We start from the raw sequence: 18,727 nt of genomic DNA on the forward strand, positions 1-18,727 counted from the left end.
GGCGCCTCCCTTGACGATCAGATCCGATCAAGGAGTTCTCGGGGCAGGCCAACGATCCAGCGTTCGGCGAACACATTGGCCTGCGGAGCCCGAGGTGGCGTCTTGAGGATGCGGATGCCTGCGGTCGTGAAGACGTCGTCGAACATCGCGGTGAACTGGCATTCCGATCGCGGATCGCATGCCAAGATCCCCTCAGCTTGAGCATGCAGGAACTCGCCCCAGGTCGGTCCCGCGCGTCGCGGCGCTGGGTCGATGCCAGCCTTCTTCAGGATGAGCCACACGGTGGAGGCCCCGACCCGGTAGCCCAGAGCGGCGAGTTCCCCGGCGATCCGCCGGTACCCCGACAGCGGATTCTCCCGGGCCCGACGAAGGACCAAGGTCCGGATGGAGGTGCGTGTGGGAGGCCGCCCCTGGCTGCGGCGCTTGAAGGTCCAGCGCCGCCGTACCAGATCGGCGTGCCAGCGCAGCAGCGTGCCCGGCGTCACGAACAACCGCCGGCGACAGCAGGCGCGCCAGCGCGCTGATCAACGCCCAATCGGCCCACGACGGCCGAGGCCTTGTCACCTGCCGACGCAACACCGCGAGCTGATTCGCAAGACCAGAATCTCTGCCTCCTTCGACCTCTGCGAACGAGCCAGCAGCACCAGCCAACCCGCGAGCCGAACGAAGATCAGATAAACCAGCCGTAGCGCCATGGACGCGATCATGCCTGCCAACGCTGAAACGCCAAACCCCCAGGTCAGCCTCAACAGCCGAGTTTCGGGCAGCCGACAATTCCGATACCCAGGGTGGGGCAGCGAACTCGTCGTCATGTGAAAGGCCCGTCACTATCTCTGCTCCGGAGTCAGGACGTGTCGGGTCCGGTCCCCGAGCCAGGCCGCTTCGAGGATCGCGGTCAGGCTGGCGGTGTCGGTCGGGCCTGGATGGTTCTGGATCAAGCGGGTGACGCCACTGGCCATCTCCGCGAAGCGCGGGAGGTCGGCGCGTGCCACGCCGATGTCCGCCAAGCTGGCAGGGATGCCGATGTCGGCAAGGAGCCCGTCGAGCCAGGTGAGGAACGTATCTGCGGCCTCGGCATCCGAGGCGTCGGTCACGTCGAGCCCGCACACCCCGGCAAGGATGGTCAACCGGTCGCCGATGGCATCCCTGGCCGCGTCCAGCGCGTAGGGCAGCAGCAGCCCGACGCCCAGGCCGTGCGGTGTGTGGGTGGCTGCGCCGATGGGGTATTGGAGGGCGTGCGGAGCCGCGTTGCCTGCGTGGGAAAATGCGAGCCCGGCTAGCATGGACCCATACGACATGTCCGCGCGCGCGTCCTTGTCGCCTCCGTCCCTGACGACATGGGGCAAGCTGCGGGCGATCCGCTCCGCGGCCAGGAGCGCGTAGTGATCGGTGATCGGGTTGCGGCCGAGGAAGACCTGCTCCACCGGGTCGCGCGGTCCGTGGGCCCGGGGTCGCGCGGTGTAGCTCTCCACCGCGTGACAGAACGCGTCGATGCCGGAATGGGCGGTGACGGTCGCAGGGCAGGTGTAGGTGAGCTCGGGGTCGACGATGGCGAAGTCGGGCACGATGTGGACGCTGGAGACCCCCACCTTCAGCTCGCGGTCCGGGTCGGTCAACACCGAGACGGGCGTGAGCTCGGAGCCGGTGCCTGACGTCGTCGGGACCGCGACGAGAGGAATCGTCGGCCCCGGCACCTTCGACTCGCCGTAGAAGTCGCGCGGCGTCCCACCGTGGCACCGGATGACGCCGACGATTTTGGCGAGGTCGATCACAGTGCCACCCCCGATGGCGAGGATTACGTCGGCTTCCACCTCTGCGGCGACCGAGACGGCCAGGGCGACATCGGCGAGTGGCACGTCCGGAGTCGCGTCGGCGAACACCCCGACGACTTCGACCTTCTCCCGCACGGCGGCCACGATCTCGGCCACGCCCGGCTGTTCCAGAAGAACCCGGTCGGTCACGATGAGGACTCGCGAGCCACACTCGGCCACCACTCGTGGGATGTTCTGCGCGACCCCTTCGCCCACTATCAGCTGGCGTGGTCCGCGGACGGTCTCAAGCATGTCAGTGCCTCTCTGGAACGTCGGCGGTGATTTGCTGGGCGGATGTCCAGGTCACCTGCTAGACCGGGACGGCGTCGGCAAGGTTGGCTGCCCGGTGGCGCAGGCGCGCGCGCTGCCAGCGGATTCGTGCCGGCCATGGCCCGGGTCGCGCCCCACGGGTGGAGGCCGGTCAGGTCATGTGTGCACAGGGCGCGATGATCCTCGGCGGGCACCCGGAGCAGCAGGCCGGTCACGGTAGGTCGATCGCCGCGTAGGTGACGTCGAGATACTCAAGGATGCCCTCGTGCGACCCCTCCTTGCCGATCCCGGACTGCTTCACGCCTCCGAACGGAGCTGACGGGTCCGAGATCAGACCACGGTTGATGCCGATCATCCCCGTCTCCAGCCCCTCGGTGAACCGGAGCGCCCGCTGGAGGTCACGGGTGAAGACGTATCCGACCAGGCCGTGCTCGGTGTCGTTGGCCTTCGCCATTACCTCGTCGTCGGACGTGAACGAGATGATCGGCGCCACCGGGCCGAAGATTTCCGCCTTCAGCAGCCGCGCGTCCTCGGGCACGTCGACGAGGACCGTAGGCGGGTAGAAGTAACCCGGCCCATCCGGACGCTCGCCGCCCACCAAGACACGGGCGCCGCGATTGACCGCGTCGGCGACGAGCTCGTCGAGCTTGGTTACCGAGGCCTCGTCGATCAACGCCCCGACGTCCACGCCGTCGTCGAGACCATGGCCCACCGAGAGCGCGCCCATCCGCTTGGCGAAGCGCGCCGTGAACTCCTCGCGCACCGGCTCCTCGACGTAGATGCGGTTGGCCGCGATGCAGGACTCCCCGAGGTTGCGCATCTTGGCCACCATGGCACCGTCAAGCGCGACGTCCAGGTCCGCGTCGGCACACACGATCAAGGCCGCGTTGCCGCCCAGTTCCATGGAGGTGCGCAGCACGTTGTCCGCCGCCTGCCGTAGCAGCACGCGCCCGACCTCGGTCGACCCGGTGAACGAAAGCTTGCGGGTCCGGCGGTCGGCCAGCAGTGCTGAGACCACCTCGCCGGCACGCTCGGTTGTCACGACGTTGACGACCCCCGGGGGAACGCCGACCTCCTCCATGATGCGGGCCAGGAACAGCATGGTGAGTGGCGTCTGGGCTGCCGGCTTGGTGATCGTCGTGCAGCCCGCCGCCAGCGCAGGAGCGATCTTGCGGGCACCCATGGCCAACGGAAAGTTCCAGGGCGTCACGAAGACGCACGGTCCGACCGGCTTCGGCACCGTGAGGATGCGATATCCACCAGCGGGAGCGGTGTTGTAGCGCCCCTCGACGCGCACCGCCTCCTCGGCGAACCAACGGAAGAACTCGGCGCCGTAGGCCACCTCTCCCCGGGCCTCGGCGAGCGGCTTGCCCATCTCGAGCGTTATCAGCCGGGCGACCTCCTCGGATCGCTCGGTCAGTGCGCGGTACGTCTCGGTCAACAACTCTGACCGTTTTCGCGGCGGGGTCGCCGCCCACTCCGCCATCGCCTGGCTCGCCACGTCCAGAGCGGCGAGCCCGTCAACGACGTCGGCGTCGGCCACCTCGGCGATGATCTTGCCGGTGGCCGGGTCCTCGACGGCAAAGGTGGCTCCGCTGGCGGCGTCGCGCCAGGCGTCGCCAATCCGGAGCCGCCGGTGCTCGGGGGCCAGGACGTTCATCGGGTCACTCATTGCGTCGCCTCCTGTGATGTTCTTGGTGATGTCCAGCGTGACCTCAGCGATCGCGCCACGCGCGTTGACGAACGGGTCGCACGACCTCGTCGGGGCCGAGGTTGACGAGCGGGCCGAACGTGGCCTTGGCCCTGGCTGCAGGGCGACGCCCCGCGCCACCGATCGCCTTCTCGGGCCATGGCTGCTTCAGCGTCGTCAGGCCGTCCTCACCGGTGACGGTCCGCCGAGGCTCGATTGCCACGTGCCGGCGCATGTTGACGTCGCCGCCCCGCGCGGTTACCTCCCGGCCTCGGACAGCGCCAGCCCGGTGCCCGCATCGAACAGGTGCGCACGGTCCAGGTCGACCGTGACAAGCAGCCGCTCGCCCGGCGTACCGGTGACGGTGGTTCGTGCCTTGACCTTGAGGATCTCCGTTCCCACTCGGACGTCGACCACCGTTCGGTCACCGAGCGGCTCAAGCCCGTAGAGCTCACCCGACAACGACGCGTCCCCACGCTGCTCGACGGACAGGTCCTCCGCGCGCACGCCCAGCAGCAGCGGACGACCGTCCTCAGCCGTGGTCCAGCGGGGCCGCGGCAGCGTCCAGCCTTCCGCCCCGACCAGACGATCTCCCTCGGCGTGGCAGGCGAGCAGGCTGATCGGCGGGCTCCCGACGAATCCCGCGACCCACTGGTTGGCTGGACGCTCGTACACCTCGGTCGGCGTTCCGACCTGTTGCACCTTCCCCTCCTTCAGGACCGCGACCTGGTCGGCCATGGACAGGGCCTCGACCTGGTCGTTGGTCACGTAGACGAAGGTTGCTCCGAGGCTCCGGTGGATGCGGGTGAGCTCGGTGCGCATCTCGACGCGGAGCTTGAGGTCGAGGTTCGTCAGCGGCTCGTCCATGAGAAACGCGCGCGGGCGACGGACCAGCGCCCGGGCCAGGGCGACACGCTGCATCTCACCGCCCGACAACTGCGCCGGACGACGCTGCAGCAGACGTTCGATGTGCAGCAGGCTCGACATCTGCTCGACGGCAGCGGCGATCTCGCTCGAAGAACAGCGGCGTGCCCGCAGCGGCGAAGCGATGTTCTCGTACGCCGTGTGCCGCGGGTAGAGGGCGTAGTTCTGGAAGACCATGGCCAGGTCGCGTGCGGCCGGGGCGTCACCGGTCGCGTCCCTCCCGTCCAGATGCACCGACCCGGCGTCAAGCTTCTCAAGGCCGGCGATCGCTCGCAGGGTCGTCGTCTTGCCTGCCCCGGAGGGCCCGAGCACGACGAAGAACGATCCGTCCGGCACGTCCAGCGTCACCCCGTCCAGGGCCTGGACTTTACCGAAGGACTTGCACAGCCCGTGCACTGCCACGGTTCCCATCAGGCCACCAGCGCTTCCGTGCTCACGTCGTAGACCGCCGGGGTCCCGCCGGTGTGCCGCAGCCCGACCGGTGCGTCAGCGGCGAAACGGACAATCGGTGGCATCCGAACACGTACGTCGCGCTGGCCGCCGTGGTCAACCACGTAGATGATTTCGTCGCCCAGCCACTCCGCCGAGACCACGCGGGCCGGGACCGAACGTTCCGCCCCTGGTTCTGTGACTTCCAGCGCCTCCGGCCGGACGCCTGCGACCAGGCAACGGTCGCGCGGCAGGCCTGGCGGTGGCGTGAGGACCAGTCCGCCCTGACTGCGCAGCTTCCCGTCGGCCACCTCCACCTCAATCAGGTTCATCGGCGGGGAGCCGATGAATGCGGCGCAGAAAAGACTCGCCGGACGGTCGTAGACTTCCAGCGGCGTGCCGATCTGCTCGACGCGGCCCTTGTTGAGGATGGCGATTCTGTGACCGAGCGACATCGCCTCGACTTGGTCGTGGGTGACGTAGACCATCGTCGTCCCCAGCTCCCCCTGTAGGTGCTTGATCTCCGTGCGCATGTCCGCCCTCAGCTCCGCGTCCAGATTGGTGAGAGGTTCGTCCATGAGGAATGCGCGCGGTCGTCGCACCAGGGCGCGAGCAAGCGCGACGCGCTGCTGCTCCCCGCCGGACAGCCGGCGCGGTCGCCGGTCCAGGAGCGGACCGAGCCGCATCAGCCGGGCGGCCTCGTCGACCCGCTCGCGCACCTCCGCCTTGGGCAGTCCCTCGGCCCGCAGTGGGAACGCCAGGTTGTCGCGGGTTCTCAGATGCGGGTAGAGAGCGTAGAACTGGAACACCATGGCGATGTCGCGCTCGGCGGGCGGCAGGTCGTTGACCAGCGTGTTGCCGATGCGGATGTCGCCCGTCGTCTGCCTCTCCAGGCCGGCTATGGCCCGCAGCGTGGTCGTCTTGCCGCAACCCGAAGGGCCGAGCATCACGAACAGCTCGCCGTCGCCGATGGACAGGTCCACGTGATCAACTGCGACCGTCCCGTCCGGGTAGCGCTTGTGCAGGGCGGTCACCTCGATGCCCGCCATCAGCGTCGCACCGCCCCGAGCGTCACACCGGCGACGAGGTGCTTGCGCACCAGGTAGGCGAAGACGAGCACCGGTAGGGCGAACACTACTGAGGCGGCGGCCACGAGTCCCCAGTCCACAGTGGTTCCACCGATGAGGCCGGCGATGGCAGGTGGGGCCGTCCGCACGTTGTCGCTGGAGGTAAGGAAGATGGCGAACACGAACTCGTTCCACGAGAAGATGAGTGCGAAGACCGCCGTCGCGGCGATGCCGGGCAGGAGCAGGGGAAGGGTAAATCGCCAGAACGCCTGCAAGCGGGTGTAGCCGTCGAGCATGGCGGCATCCTCGTACTCTGCGGGCACCTCGTCGACGAACCCCTTCATCATCCAGATCGTGAACGGGACGTTGAACGCGGCGTAGATGAGGATCAGGCCGAGCTTGGTGTCGATGAGTCCGACTTGGCGGTACATGAGGAAGATCGGGATCACGACCACCACGGGCGGCATGAAGCGGGTGGACAGGATGAAGAACAGTTGGTCCTTCTTGGCCTTCACGGCGAAGCGTGAGTAGGCCCAGGCCGCCGGGACCCCCAGCACGGTGGCCAGCGCCGTGGAGACCCCGGCGACCACGACGGAGTTGAGGAACGAGACGGACAAGGTCGAACGACCGCCGCCGGAGGCGACGAACACGTCCTTGAAATGGTCCATAGTGACCTTGAAGTCGAAGAACTTGGCCGGGATGGCGTAGACGTCCCGGTTCTCCTTGATGGACGTCTCGATCATCCACAGCACCGGAAAGAGCATCACGACGGCCAGCACGGTCAGCAGCGCGACCTCCAGCACGGAGCGGCCCCGGCCGCCGAAGCGGCGCGCGGGGGGCGTGTGATCCCGGGCAGGACCTGTGGACACGGCCTCGTCGACGGAGACGGCCATCAGTCCTCCTTGAGCTTGTTCAAGTAGCGCAGGTAGAGCTGCGTAAGGACGACGACGACGAGGACCATGAGGATCCCGTACGCCGAGGCGGTTCCGGTGTTGAAGCCCAGGAACGCGACCTTGTAGACGTGGAACGACAACGTCTCGGTGGAGACCCCCGGACCTCCGCTGGTGAGGATGTAGACGAGGTCGAACAGCCGGAAGGCCTCGATGGCCCTGAACAACACGGCAATGAGGAGCAGCGGCCACACCAGCGGAAGAGTGATGGTGCGGAACCGGAACCACTCGGACGCCCGATCGATCGAGGCGGCCTCGTACAAGTACTTGGGAACCGCGGTAAGGCCCGCAAGTGCGATGAGCATGATGAACGGCGTCCATTGCCAGGTGTCGACCACGATCAGGGAAATCAGTGCCGTTCGCTGCCGGGTGAGCCACTCCACCTGCCCCAGGCCGAGCGAGCCGAGCATGCTGTTGATCACGCCGAATTGCGCGTCGAGCATAAATCGCCAGAACAGCCCGACCACGACCGGCGACAGCATCATCGGAACCAGGAACAGAGTGGTCAGCAGTCCTCGCCCGTGCGTGCGCCGTGAGATCAGGTAGGCGATGGCGAAACCGAGCACGGTCTGCAGGGCGACCGCGCCGAACACGTAGATCAACGTCGTCAAGGCCCTCAGGTGGACCTGCGCCGAAGCCAGGATGGCGGTGTAGTTCTCGAACCAGATGAAATGGGCGGGCCCCCCGCGGGTGGCCGAGTAGTCGGTGAAAGACAGGTACAACGCCCACAGCAACGGGAACACCGACATTGCGAGCAACAGCAGCAGCGCGGGGGAGATGAAGGCCACGGCGAGCCCGCGGTCGCTCAAGCGGCGGGACCGACCCGGTGCAGGCGGCGTCACAGACGCCACCTGCCCGGGGTGGTCGGTCGTCAGAGGGGCGGAGTCACTCACAGTCCGCCGCCGCCCTTGCGGCTGCTGGAGTTGAGCACGCCCTGCTGCTCCTTGGCGATGTCGTCGAGCGCGTCCTTCGGCTTCTTCGCGCCGTTGAGAGCCGCGTTCACGTTGGTGTTCTCGATGTCGACGAGGCGCGCGTACTCGGGCACATTCCACATGTCCCGCATCCGCGGAACCGAGTCGGTGTACACCTGGTTGAACGGCCCGGCGTTGAGGAACTCGGGCGACTCCAGGGCGTCCGTACGTGATGGCACGCCACCAGCCGCGGCCCACTTCTTCTGGATGTCAGCCTGCTCGAACCACTTCATGAAGTTCAGGGCCTCCGCCTGGTTCGCCTTGGGGGAGTAGGCCGACACGTGCATCCCCATGCCGCCGAGAGGCACCAGGTTCGTCTTCTGGCTCGGCAGGGTGGCAAAACCCAGCTTGTCGAGAATCTGCTCCCGGGTGGTGCCGAGCGTCGACTGCTTCGGGTCAAGCAGGCCGCCGCTCGCGGCGATCCAGTTGAACGCGATGCATGCCTTGCCCTGGGCGACCGCCGCGTTCACCTCGTCGATGAACCAGTTGCCGGAGCCCTTGGCGGTCAGCGGCTTCATCTTGTTGACCAGGACGTCCATCGCCTCCTGGCCCGCAGCGTCGTTGAGGACGCCGTCGATCTTGCGCGTCTTGGGGTCCCAGAGGTTGCCGCCGTAGACGCCGTTGACCGTGTTGTAGGTTACGGCCGCGGCGTCGGAGCCGTTGGCCTGGTGGAAAGCCAGCCCGCTGACGCCAGGGTGGTCCGCCTGGCACTTCTCGGCGACTGAGATCATCTGGTCCCAGGTCTGCGGTGGTTTGTCGCCGATCAGGTCCTTGCGGTAGATCATCGTCCAGGTGTCGCCGAGCAGCGGCAGTCCGTACAGGCTGGCGTTTTCGTCGCGCTTCCCGGTCTCCGCCTGGGGGAACTGGCCGTAGGCCGCCAGGAGATACGGGTTGTAGGCCTTGACATCGATGTTCTTCTTGACGAAGTCGGTGATGTCGAGGATGTTGCCGTTCGTCACGGCCTCGCCGATGTGTTGCGAGTCCAGGATCGGGATGTCGAAGTCGGTCTTGTGCGCGGCGAACTGGGTGAACATCGCGTCGTGCCAGTTCGCGTTCGGCACGGTCTTGACCTTGATGGTCACGTTCGGCCGCTCCTTGGCGTACTCCGCGTTCGCGAAGGCTTCCAGCGCGTGGGCGGGGGGCCAGTCGAACCAGATGAAGCTGAGGGTCAGCGGATCCTTGGTGAGCTCCGGGATGGTCGCCGGTGCCTTGGGGGCGCTGTCGTCCTGGCCGCCGCAAGCCGCCATGGTCGTGGCCACTAACATGGCCGCCGTCGCCAGCTGCACCTTTCGACCGGGAACGGACAGCCGTCCTAACCGCTTTGGATACCGCATCTTCTTGCCTGCTTTCTGGGTGGGGACTTCTGGAGCCCTGCTGCGTGCTTCGCCGAGCAGTTGCTGGGGTGTTCAGGCGTGTTGCCGGCTGTCGCAGGGGCTGACCCGCAGACCGGCGTCACGAGTACGCCACGACGTCATGGGGCTTCAGGCAGTCGAGCAGTCCTTCGGCCCTTGTGCGGCCCGGTGGCGAACCGAGAAGGATGTCGAGCATGCTCATGGGAGCTCCAACTGATCGAAGCGGAGCGATGGCGGGCGGTTCCCCGATGGGTGAAGGATGGCTGGCATCCGCCACCTTTCCTATACGATCCGAGTGGGGGCGTCAACATCCCGCAGCGTTGCGACCGATGTCAACAGGTTCCCGAAAACGCAAGAAAGGACCTCATGTCACGATGGACGACGAGGCGATGATCGCGCGGCGCCGTGGGGCCATGACGGCCGGAATGCCACCGGGAAGATCTCGCGGCCGGCTTGCCGACGAGGTGTACGACACGCTGCTCGGACAGCTGATGTCGCTACGGATCGAGCCTGGCTCTCGCGTCACGATCGACGCCCTGGCGCGAGAGCTGGGGGTCTCGCAGACGCCGATCCGAGACGCTCTGAACCGCATGGAGGCCGAGGGCCTGGTCGTGCGTGTGCCCCATGCCGGCTATCGCATTCCCCCCCAAATCACCCGTCACCGATTCGAGGACATGCTTGAGGTCCGCCTGCTCCTCGAGCCGGCAGCGGCGCGCAGATCCGCCGAACGCGCATCCCCGAAGCAGGTGGCCGGTCTGCGACGACTGCTGGAGGAGATGGCGGAGCTGGAGGGGGGCGACGGGCTCATGGCCTATGGCGCCTTCGGGCTACGCGACGCCGCTTTTCACGATCTCGTCGCCCTGAGCGCGGAGAACGAGGTCATCCGCGAAGCGCTCGCTCGCCTGCACACGCATGTGCACCTGTTCCGGCTTCTCCACGACACCCAGGTCACTCACTTGGCCATGGCCGAGCACGAAGAAGTTCTGGCCGCGATCGCCGCGCGTGACCCCGACGCCGCCGCCTACGCCATGCGTCGGCACATCCTGCTGTCCGGCGAGCGGTTCCGACGATTGTTCGACGAGACCAAGGGCGCGGACGGAATGGCGGACATGGCTTGACGGGCGGGCTGGGCCGAGGAATGCTAACTCAATCCGATCGGATCGGATTGGATCCACCTCACCCGCCCCAGATGCGAGGAGAAGCAGGTGCCCAGAGCGCTGCTCCTGACCGGCGACGCCGCCGAGGAGCTCGACACCATGTATCCCTACTATCGCGTGCAGGAGGGCGGCTGGGACGTTGACGTCTCGTCACGGACGATGCGTGACGTTCAGCTGGTCATCCACGAGTTCGACCCCAACTCCGACGCCTACGTGGAGAAGAACGGCCGAAAGTTGCCGGTCGACGTGCCCTGGGCCGAGGTCGACGTCGAGCGCTATGACGCCCTCATCATCCCTGGGGGACGTGCCCCCGAGTGGATCCGGGTCGACGCCGACGTCAGGCGCATCACCGAGCACTTCTTCGCGCGCGACCTCCCGGTCGCGCTGGTGTGCCACGGCGCGCAGGTGCCGGCTGTGTACGGGCTGCTGAAGGGTCGAAAGACCGCGTGCTTCCCCCCCATCACCGGTGACATGGAGAACGCGGGCGCGACGGTCATCGACGCTCCCGACGTCGTGGACGGCAACCTCGTCTCCTGCCGGGGGTGGCCCGACATGCCGCAATTCGGCAGGGCGATGATGGAGCTCTTTTCGAAGTCCATCAACTCCGCATCGGCATGAGCACACCTGGCCTGCCCCGGTGACGGCACTTCGGACCGTCACAGTCGACGGCTCCCCCGTCCACGTCCTGGAGAGCGGCACCGGGCCCGCGGTGCTGATGCTGCACGGCTCCGGACCCGGTACGACCGGATCCGGCGCCTGGGCAACGACGGCACAGGCGCTGGGCACGTCCTGGCACCTGGTGGCTCCTGACCAGGCGGGGTTCGGCCGTACACCGATCCCGGCGGGCTCCAGGGGTGGGCTCCGGCTGTGGACGGAGCAGGCCGCGGGCCTGATGGCTGCTCTCGGTGTCGAGCACTACGCCGTGGTGGGCCACTCCATGGGCGGTGCCGTGGCGCTGGCGTTGGCGGCCGCGCGTCCCCAGCAGGTCACCCGTGTCGTGGCGGTCTCGACGATGGGCGCCCCCGGGGCGCCGCTGTCCGCCGAGCTCGACGCGGTCTGGGCCGCCCCCGCCGGCCCGCTCGGGGCACGAGACATGTTGAGTCGCCTCGTCCTCGACCAAGCGCTCGTGACCGAGTCGGCCGTCGCCGCCCGTGCAGCTGCGATGCGAGCGGGGGCGGCCGCATTCGCGTCGTTGTTCCCTCCACCTAGGGCACGTTGGGCCGACGACCTCACCCTCTCGGCGAAAACGCTGGCAGGGGTCCGCGCGCCCGTGCTGCTCGTCCACGGCGCCGAGGACCGAGTCACCCCGCTCGGGACGGCAGCCCTACCCCTGCTCGAGCACCTGGCCGATGTCCGTCTGTACGTGCTCGGCCGATGCGGGCACGTGCCGGCGCTCGAACACCCGCACGAATTCAGGCGACTCTTGTCGTGCTTCCTCGGCCGGGAACAAGGTCCCTAATCGAGTTCAAGCGCGGCATCCGAATACCGGTCGAGCACCGTCTTGATGCCGGCCTCGGCGAGGGCCCCGTCGCTTCTGCCGGTTGTTTGCCTCTCTTGGCGGCCATCTCTCGTCGTCCCCATGTTGACGGCGACTTGGCAGTTGAGCGCTGATCAACGGCGGCGGTCGCGCACGGTAGCGGGGAACACCGGCCAGCGTCGAGAAAGGTGCTGACGCCTAATGTTTCGGCGTTCCGTAAGGGTCGTGCGGCGTGTCGGCGTAGGCCCACTGATGGTCACGGGCGTGACGGCAGGCCACCTCGATGTCCCCGGCGCGCATGACGTCCAGCAGCTCGCGGTGCTCGTCGGCGACCCGCTCGAGTTCCGGCCTGGTGACCATGAGAGCGATGGCCGTGCGCGCCTCGATCTGCAGCGCCTCCCAGGCGCGGGTCAGCAGCACGTTGCCGCCGGCCTGCACGACGTGCCGGTGAAATCGCGCGCTGGCCAGGCCGATGCCGTGCGCGTCGCTGTCCTGGGCGCTGCGGTACATCTCCTCGACCGCCTCCCCCAGCCGGTCGAAGGGGAGGGTTCCGGCCAGCATGGCGAGCCGCGTCGCGGTCTCCTCAAGGGCCGCCCGCACGATGTACGCCTCGCGGATGGTCTGCTCGGCGAAGGGAAGCACCCGGCTGCCGTGACGAGGCCGGCCGTCGATGAGGCCGAGGCCCTCAAGCTGCCGAAGCGCCTCCCGGACCGGGGCCTGACTCGTTCCGAACTCGATGGCGATCTTCGTCTCGATGAGCCGGTCGCCCTCGCCGAGTTCGCCGGAGACGATCCGTTGCAGCAGACCGTCGCGGATCTGCCGGCTCAGCGTCGGTCGCGCGGAGCGCGGGCTCCCCGTGGGTTCCGACAAGAAACCTCCTGACGTTGAGGGCCCAGAGGGCCCTTGACTCTTCGATCATGCCACGTAAGTTAATTATCGATATCGATAAGTGGAGTGCACATGCTGACCTCCGTTCAGACACCCGAGAGTCCCGAAGCGGCTTATGCGGCGCTTCAGGCCGGGGCCGTGCCTCTCGGCGGCGGCACCTACCTGCTGGCCCGCCTGGACGATCAGGCCGGCCGCGACCTGCGGCTGGTCAGCCTGCGCCGGGCGGGATTGTCCGGCATCGACGTCGAAGGCGACACGGTGACCCTGGGCGCGGCCACCACTCTCGCCGACATCGAGGACGACGATCGGTTGAGCTACCTGTCCGGCTGTGTGCGGTCGATCGCCGCGCCGCCGGTCCGCAGCCTCGCCACCGTGGCCGGCAACCTTTTCGTGCCACAACCGTACGGCGACCTGGCGGCGGCCCTTCTGGCCCTGGACGCGGAGCTGGACGTGCTCGGCTCCGACGGCGCCCGCCGCGAGCCGCTCGAGCGGGTCGTCACCGATGGCCTGCGGGCGGGCGACCTGGTGACCCGCGTCCGGTTCACCGCTCCGGCCGAGAACGCGCTCCGGTTCTACAAGGCGAGCCGGCGGCGGCTCAACTCGGGATCCATCGTGACGGTGGCGGCCCGGATGACGATCGAGGACGGCCTGGTCGGTGACATTCGTCTCGTGCTCGGCGGCCTGGCGCGGCGCTTGGTACGCGCGGTCGGCGCCGAGCGCGTTCTGCTGGGCGCGCCGCTGAACGCCCAGGTCGTCGCCCAGGCGGCCGGAGCCGACGTCATCGAGCCGTTCGACGACGCCTACGCCTCCGCCTGGTACCGCGCTCGGGTCTACCCCGTCCACCTGCGTCGCGCCCTGCTGGGGGCCTGAAAGGGGATCGCATGCCCTCGACAATCGTCACGCTCAAGGTGAACGGCACCGAGCGGGAGCTCATCGCCCGGCCGTCGACGACGCTGCTGAGCGCACTGCGCGACACATTGGGCCTGATGGGGGCCAAGCGCGGCTGCGCGCAAGGGGGCTGCGGCAGCTGCACGGTGCTGCTGGACGGCCGGCCCGTGGTCTCGTGCCTGATCCCCCTCGTGACGATCGACGGCTCCGCCGTGGAGACGATCGAGGGCCTGGCCGAGGGCGACCGGCTCGGCGATGTACAGCAAGCGTTCGTCGACCTCTTCGCGACGCAATGCGGGTTCTGCACGCCAGGGATGATCATGTCCGCCACGGCCCTGCTCAACCGGAAGCCGGATCCGACCCGCCAAGATGTCACCGAGGCGATCTGCGGGAACGTCTGCCGCTGCACGGGATACGAGCCGATCATCGCCGCCGTCCTCGCCGCCGCGCAACGCCGCCGCAGCGCCCCGCTCACGAACGCGGAGGCCGAGGTCTGATGGCGCGCCTCACCCCGATCGACACCGCGTACTTCAAGAGCGAGCGCGCGGGCGACTTCGCCGTCATCGGCTCCGCCGTCCCGCGCTCGGACGCCCGCGCTCACGTCACCGGCCGCACGGTCTTCTTCGAGGACATGGCGCCGCCGGAGATGACGCACGTCAAGATCCACCGGTCCACGCGGCACCACGCTCTCATCAACCGGGTCGACGTCTCCGGCGCCCTCGGAGTCCCGGGCGTGCTTCGGGTCATCACCCACCAGGACGTGCCGAACAACTGGTACACCGTGCTGCGCCTGATCGGCGTGGGACCTGACGACGAGCCGGTGCTGGCCGAGGATCGGGTCCTCTACCGCGGCGAGCCGATCGTCGCCGTCGTCGCCGAGACCGAGGACGCCGCCCGCGAGGGCGCGGCCCGGGTCACGGTCGACTACACCGACCTGCCCGCCGTCTTCGACGTCGAGGAGGCGCTGGCCGACGGCGCCCCGATCATCAAACAGGCGGGCGCCAACCACTTCGCGTACGAGGGACATCACTGCCGCCGGATCCGCTTCGGCGACGTCGAGCGAGGTTTCGCCGAGGCGGACCGCATCATCGAGGGCCACTACAGCTCCTCCCCCATCGAACACGCGCCGACCGAGCCGACCGGCTGCATCGTCGTCCCTCAGGGCGACGGCCGGCTGCGCATACACACCAACACCCAGGCCGCCTTCTTCACCCTCGACAACACCGCGCTCATTCTCGGCGTCCCGCCTACCAGCCTGCGCGTCGTCGGGGGCACCGTGGGAGGCGGCTTCGGCGGCAAGGTCGATGTCATCGTCGAGCCACTCGCGTGCATCGCCGCCATGCTCACCGGCCGGCCGGCCAAGTACGTCTACAGCCGCGCCGAGGAGATGCAGGTGTCGTCCCCCCGAGCGGCCGAGCGCATCTCCATCAAGGACGGCGTCATGGACGACGGCCGGATCGTCGCCCGCAAGATCACGCTCTACGTGGACGCGGGCGCGTACTCCCGGCACAGCCCGTACGGCACCACCAAGGCGGCGGCGCACATGCCCGGCCCATACACGATCCCGAACGTCCATGTCGACGCGTACTGCGTCTACACCAACCGCACGCCGTCCAGCGCCATGCGCGGGTTCGGCGTCACGATCGGCGACTTCGCGCTGGAGTCGCACATGGACCGCATCGCCCGGGAGCTGAACATGGACCCGCTGCGGCTCCGGCTCAAGAATGCCTACCGGGACGGCGACATGAAAGCTCATCGCAAGATCGCGTCCGGCACGGCGTTGGTCGAGGTGATCCAGAGCGCCGCCGACCTGGTGGGGCACGACCTTCCGCCGGAGTACCGGGCGATGTCCTCGACCGAACGACCGGAGGGCTGAGCGATGGCGTTACGGCACGGCCGCGGATACGCGGCGGTCAACTACCCGACCGGCATGAACCTCGGCGGCGACCCGTCGCAGGCACTCGTCCACGCCACCACGATGGGCGGATTCGTCGTCACGCTCTCCTCGGTGGATCTCGGCCAGGGGCTGCGGACGGTCATCGCCCAATGCGCGGCCGAGACACTCGGCATCCCGATCGAGAACATCATCGTCGACACCGCCGACACCGACACCGGCCCGCACTGCATGGGAACGTTCGCCAGCCGCGGCACCCACCGCGTCGGCAACGCCGTGATCATGGCGGCGCGCGAGGCCAGGGAGGTCATGCTCCAGGTCGCCGCCGACGAACTGGAGGTCGACGCGGAGGACCTGGAGACCGACGGCACGGGCTTCGTCCGCCTCAAGGGATCGACGGAAAAGAAGATCCACATCAGCGACGTCGCGCTCGCCGCGCACTTCCGGCAGGGCCGGACCATCTCCGGCCGGGGCATCTACCTCAAGGAGCCGAGCTCCCCGGTGCCGGAGACCGGCGAGATGGACCCGGACTCCTGCCAGGCGCACGCGTGCACGGTGGCCGAGGTCGCGGTCGACGACGAGACCGGCGTGATCGAGGTGCTGCGGCTCTTCAACACCTACGAGATCGGCCGGGCGCTCAACCCGGCCCTCGCGACGCAGCAGGTCGAGGGCGGCGCCTGGATGGGCCTGTCGCACGCGTTGTTCGAATCGACCGAACCGTACTATCCGCACTCGCGCGAGCACGGCCCGGTCGATTTCACGGAATACCTGATGCCCGGGCCGGCCGACATCCCGGCGCAGACCAGCCTGTTCCTCGAACGGCCCGCCGGCAACGGGCCGTTCGGGGCCAAGGGGATCGGCGAGATGACGGCGAACGCGCCGATCCCCGCGATCGCCAACGCCGTGTACGACGCGGTCGGCGTACGGCTGACGAGTATGCCCTTCACCCCGGAGAAGGTGCTGCGCGGACTCGACGAGTTGCGGGCCGGCCGTGCTGGTTGATCAGGACACGCTGGGCCGGCGACTGGGCGCGGAGGGCTACCTCGCCGACGAGGGCCTGCTCACCGCCCTCCACCTGGCAGGCACGCTCGGGCTCCCGCTGCTGCTGGAGGGCGAGCCGGGGGTCGGCAAGACCGAGGTCGCGAACGCCCTGGCCCGGGTCCTCGGCCGCGAGCTGATCCGGCTGCAGTGCTACGAAGGGCTGGACGCCTCCCAGGCCCTGTACGAGTGGGACTACCCCAAACAGTTGCTGTCCCTGCGGGCCGCCGAGGTGGAGGGGCGCGGCATCGGCGACCTGTACCGCGAGGAGTTCCTGCTGCAGCGGCCGTTACTGCGGTCGCTGCGGGCGGCATCCGGCGCGGTGCTGCTGATCGATGAGATCGACCGGGCGGACAGCGAGTTCGAGGCCTTCCTTCTGGAGTTCCTCGGCGACTTCCAGATCACCATCCCGGAGATCGGCACCATCACGGCGGCGAGCGTCCCGTTCGTCGTCCTCACTTCGAACCGGACCCGCGAACTGCACGACGCGCTCAAGCGCCGGTGCCTCTACCACTGGATCCCCTTTCCCGACGCCGAACGGGAGCGAGCGATCATCCGGGCGCAGGCGCCGGGCCTGGACGAGAGAAGCGCGGCCCGCCTCGTGGCCGCCGTGCATCGCATCCGCGGACTGGCTCTGCTGAAACGCCCCGGCATCGCCGAGTCGGTCTCCTGGGCCCGTGGCGTGCAGACGCTGACCCGCGAGGGTTCAAGTTGGCTGGAGGCGATGCGCCGGTCCGCGGGGCTGCTCGTCAAGCACGAGGAGGACCTCGCGCTCCTCGGCCGCCACACCGCGGAGGTGTTCGGTGACTGAGCAGTCCCTCCTCGTACGCATCGGCGATCATGTGCACGGGTTCCTGCGGGACCTGCACGATCGCGGCCTGCCCGTACCGGTGCCCAAACAGCGGGTCTTCCTTCAGGCGATCGAGGCCGTCGGCCCGCGCGACGCCACACACCTCTACTGGATCGGGGTGGCCACGCTCACCACCTCCCACGAAGACCTGGAGGTGTACTCCCCCACGTTCGAGCACTGGTTCGGGGAGGCTACGGCACGGCGCGTCCCCGATGACGAGTTCCCCGATGACGAGGCCCCCGCGCCGCGCGGCAAGGGGGACGAGGCTCCTCTCACGGCGGCATTGGGCGGGGAGGCGGGCCTGAAGGCCGGCTCCTCGGAGCGCGAGAGACGCCCGGTGTTCGGCCCGGCGAGCGAGGACGACCGGGCAGTGCTCTCGCTGCTGCGGAAGGAACTACCCGGAGCGGTGCCGACGATCCGGTCGCGACGTCGGCGGCCTGCCCGGCGAGGTCCGTGGATCGACGTCGCCAGGATCTGCCGTGAGTCCAGGCGCAGCCACGGGGAGATCGTGACGTTGCGCCGGCGCAACCGTCCGCGGCGGCAGCGCCGTGTGCTGCTGCTCATCGACGTGTCCGGGTCGATGAAGCAGCACAGCGCCCACTACCTCCGCTTCGCCCACGCCGTGGTCGGCCGGCTCGACCGCGTCGAGGTGTTCACCTTCGGAACCCGGCTGACCCGCGTCACCGAGCTACTGCGCGCACGGCACGTCGACGCGGCCGTCGGCTCGCTGAGCGCCGTCGTCCTGGACGCCGAGGGCGGGACGCGGATCGGCGCTTCGCTCCAGGAGTTCCTCGCCAACGCCCGACATGTCACCGTGGCGCGCGGCGCCCTGGTGATCGTGCTCTCCGACGGCCTGGAACGCGGCGACTGCCGACCCATGCAGGCGGCCGTACGGCGGTTGTCGCTGCTGAGCCACCGGTTGCTGTGGTGGTCGCCGCTCGCTTGCGACCCGGCGTACCGGCCGCTCACCCGCGGCATGTCGGCCGTGCTCGGCAGCGTGGACGCGCTCGCGGGCGTGCGCGACCTGCGTACGGCGTACGAGCAGGTACAGACCTTGATCAGGGAGTGATC

General features: G+C 68.5%; 19 protein-coding genes. 9 read left to right on the top strand and 10 right to left on the bottom strand.

The window, feature by feature from the left end:
• Positions 1–17: 17 nt before the first annotated feature.
• From ABD830_RS07200 to ABD830_RS07240, 9 genes are all read right to left on the bottom strand, one after another.
• The gene (locus ABD830_RS07200) at positions 18–485 is read right to left on the bottom strand and encodes a hypothetical protein (protein WP_344985641.1); all 468 of its coding nucleotides are present in this window, start codon (positions 483–485) and stop codon (positions 18–20) included.
• A 342-nt stretch (positions 486–827) separates the two neighbouring features.
• Entirely contained in the window at positions 828–2,063 is a 1,236-nt protein-coding gene (locus ABD830_RS07205) for an iron-containing alcohol dehydrogenase (RefSeq protein ID WP_344985642.1), read from the bottom strand.
• Positions 2,064–2,292: 229 nt separating this feature from the next.
• Positions 2,293–3,753 (bottom strand): NAD-dependent succinate-semialdehyde dehydrogenase, encoded by a 1,461-nt coding sequence (locus tag ABD830_RS07210; protein ID WP_344985643.1) that lies wholly within the window; start codon positions 3,751–3,753, stop codon positions 2,293–2,295.
• 43 nt (positions 3,754–3,796) lie between these two features.
• Entirely contained in the window at positions 3,797–3,994 is a 198-nt protein-coding gene (locus ABD830_RS07215; protein WP_344985644.1) for a hypothetical protein, read from the bottom strand.
• A 35-nt stretch (positions 3,995–4,029) separates the two neighbouring features.
• Entirely contained in the window at positions 4,030–5,106 is a 1,077-nt protein-coding gene (locus tag ABD830_RS07220) for an ABC transporter ATP-binding protein (RefSeq protein WP_344985645.1), read from the bottom strand.
• Positions 5,106–6,173: an ABC transporter ATP-binding protein gene (locus ABD830_RS07225; protein ID WP_344985646.1), complete on the bottom strand. Its 1,068-nt coding sequence runs from the start codon at positions 6,171–6,173 to the stop codon at positions 5,106–5,108. The genes ABD830_RS07220 and ABD830_RS07225 overlap by 1 nt, the downstream gene beginning before the upstream one ends.
• Positions 6,173–7,084, bottom strand: coding sequence for a carbohydrate ABC transporter permease (locus ABD830_RS07230; protein WP_344985647.1), 912 nt, complete (start codon positions 7,082–7,084; stop codon positions 6,173–6,175). The genes ABD830_RS07225 and ABD830_RS07230 overlap by 1 nt, the downstream gene beginning before the upstream one ends.
• Positions 7,084–7,950: a carbohydrate ABC transporter permease gene (locus tag ABD830_RS07235; RefSeq protein ID WP_344985648.1), complete on the bottom strand. Its 867-nt coding sequence runs from the start codon at positions 7,948–7,950 to the stop codon at positions 7,084–7,086. The genes ABD830_RS07230 and ABD830_RS07235 overlap by 1 nt, the downstream gene beginning before the upstream one ends.
• Positions 7,951–8,030: 80 nt before the next feature.
• Positions 8,031–9,377, bottom strand: coding sequence for an extracellular solute-binding protein (locus ABD830_RS07240; protein ID WP_344985649.1), 1,347 nt, complete (start codon positions 9,375–9,377; stop codon positions 8,031–8,033).
• A gap of 461 nt (positions 9,378–9,838) precedes the next feature.
• Between ABD830_RS07240 and ABD830_RS07245 the strand changes: the two genes are divergently transcribed.
• The 3 genes from ABD830_RS07245 to ABD830_RS07255 all read left to right on the top strand — a co-directional run bounded on the left by ABD830_RS07245 (position 9,839) and on the right by ABD830_RS07255 (position 12,080).
• Positions 9,839–10,582, top strand: coding sequence for a GntR family transcriptional regulator (locus tag ABD830_RS07245; protein ID WP_344985650.1), 744 nt, complete (start codon positions 9,839–9,841; stop codon positions 10,580–10,582).
• Between the two features lie 87 nt (positions 10,583–10,669).
• The gene (locus ABD830_RS07250) at positions 10,670–11,239 is read left to right on the top strand and encodes a DJ-1/PfpI family protein (protein WP_344985651.1); all 570 of its coding nucleotides are present in this window, start codon (positions 10,670–10,672) and stop codon (positions 11,237–11,239) included.
• Positions 11,240–11,258: 19 nt separating this feature from the next.
• Positions 11,259–12,080 carry an alpha/beta fold hydrolase gene (locus ABD830_RS07255; protein WP_344985652.1) on the top strand — a complete coding sequence of 274 codons (822 nt, stop codon included), beginning with the start codon at positions 11,259–11,261 and terminating at the stop codon, positions 12,078–12,080.
• Positions 12,081–12,296: 216 nt separating this feature from the next.
• On the opposite strand, the gene ABD830_RS07260 is transcribed toward ABD830_RS07255, so the two are convergent.
• On the bottom strand, positions 12,297–12,968 hold the full coding sequence (locus ABD830_RS07260; RefSeq protein WP_344985653.1) for a GntR family transcriptional regulator: 672 nt from the start codon (positions 12,966–12,968) through the stop codon (positions 12,297–12,299).
• 90 nt (positions 12,969–13,058) lie between these two features.
• On the opposite strand from ABD830_RS07260, the gene ABD830_RS07265 reads away from it, so the two are divergent.
• Genes ABD830_RS07265 through ABD830_RS07290 form a run of 6 tightly spaced genes read left to right on the top strand, consistent with a single transcriptional unit; the run spans position 13,059 to position 18,725 of the window.
• A complete protein-coding gene (locus ABD830_RS07265; protein ID WP_344985654.1) occupies positions 13,059–13,856 on the top strand; it encodes an FAD binding domain-containing protein in 798 nt (265 codons plus the stop codon).
• Between the two features lie 11 nt (positions 13,857–13,867).
• Positions 13,868–14,371: a (2Fe-2S)-binding protein gene (locus ABD830_RS07270; RefSeq protein WP_344985655.1), complete on the top strand. Its 504-nt coding sequence runs from the start codon at positions 13,868–13,870 to the stop codon at positions 14,369–14,371.
• On the top strand, positions 14,371–15,750 hold the full coding sequence (locus ABD830_RS07275; RefSeq protein ID WP_344985656.1) for a xanthine dehydrogenase family protein molybdopterin-binding subunit: 1,380 nt from the start codon (positions 14,371–14,373) through the stop codon (positions 15,748–15,750). Before ABD830_RS07270 ends, ABD830_RS07275 begins: the two co-directional genes overlap by 1 nt.
• Positions 15,751–15,753: 3 nt before the next feature.
• Positions 15,754–16,770: a xanthine dehydrogenase family protein molybdopterin-binding subunit gene (locus tag ABD830_RS07280; RefSeq protein WP_344985657.1), complete on the top strand. Its 1,017-nt coding sequence runs from the start codon at positions 15,754–15,756 to the stop codon at positions 16,768–16,770.
• A complete protein-coding gene (locus ABD830_RS07285) occupies positions 16,760–17,617 on the top strand; it encodes an AAA family ATPase (protein ID WP_344985658.1) in 858 nt (285 codons plus the stop codon). The genes ABD830_RS07280 and ABD830_RS07285 overlap by 11 nt, the downstream gene beginning before the upstream one ends.
• The gene (locus ABD830_RS07290; protein WP_344985659.1) at positions 17,610–18,725 is read left to right on the top strand and encodes a vWA domain-containing protein; all 1,116 of its coding nucleotides are present in this window, start codon (positions 17,610–17,612) and stop codon (positions 18,723–18,725) included. Before ABD830_RS07285 ends, ABD830_RS07290 begins: the two co-directional genes overlap by 8 nt.
• The last annotated feature ends 2 nt before the right edge of the window (positions 18,726–18,727 follow it).

The sequence above is a fragment of the Nonomuraea helvata genome (assembly GCF_039535785.1).
Classification (GTDB): Bacteria; Actinomycetota; Actinomycetes; order Streptosporangiales; family Streptosporangiaceae; genus Nonomuraea; species Nonomuraea helvata.

Bases quoted from the DNA above. Each gene is read 5' to 3' on its own strand.
- ABD830_RS07275 (WP_344985656.1), top strand. From the start codon at position 14,371: ATGGCGCGCCTCACCCCGATCGACACCGCGTACTTCAAGAGCGAGCGC.
- ABD830_RS07230 (WP_344985647.1), bottom strand. From the start codon at position 7,084: ATGGCCGTCTCCGTCGACGAGGCCGTGTCCACAGGTCCTGCCCGGGAT.
- ABD830_RS07210 (WP_344985643.1), bottom strand. From the start codon at position 3,753: ATGAGTGACCCGATGAACGTCCTGGCCCCCGAGCACCGGCGGCTCCGG.
- ABD830_RS07280 (WP_344985657.1), top strand. From the start codon at position 15,754: ATGGCGTTACGGCACGGCCGCGGATACGCGGCGGTCAACTACCCGACC.
- ABD830_RS07240 (WP_344985649.1), bottom strand. From the start codon at position 9,377: ATGTTAGTGGCCACGACCATGGCGGCTTGCGGCGGCCAGGACGACAGC.
- ABD830_RS07205 (WP_344985642.1), bottom strand. From the start codon at position 2,063: ATGCTTGAGACCGTCCGCGGACCACGCCAGCTGATAGTGGGCGAAGGG.
- ABD830_RS07225 (WP_344985646.1), bottom strand. From the start codon at position 6,173: ATGGCGGGCATCGAGGTGACCGCCCTGCACAAGCGCTACCCGGACGGG.
- ABD830_RS07220 (WP_344985645.1), bottom strand. From the start codon at position 5,106: ATGGGAACCGTGGCAGTGCACGGGCTGTGCAAGTCCTTCGGTAAAGTC.
- ABD830_RS07265 (WP_344985654.1), top strand. From the start codon at position 13,059: ATGCTGACCTCCGTTCAGACACCCGAGAGTCCCGAAGCGGCTTATGCG.
- ABD830_RS07245 (WP_344985650.1), top strand. From the start codon at position 9,839: ATGGACGACGAGGCGATGATCGCGCGGCGCCGTGGGGCCATGACGGCC.
- ABD830_RS07270 (WP_344985655.1), top strand. From the start codon at position 13,868: ATGCCCTCGACAATCGTCACGCTCAAGGTGAACGGCACCGAGCGGGAG.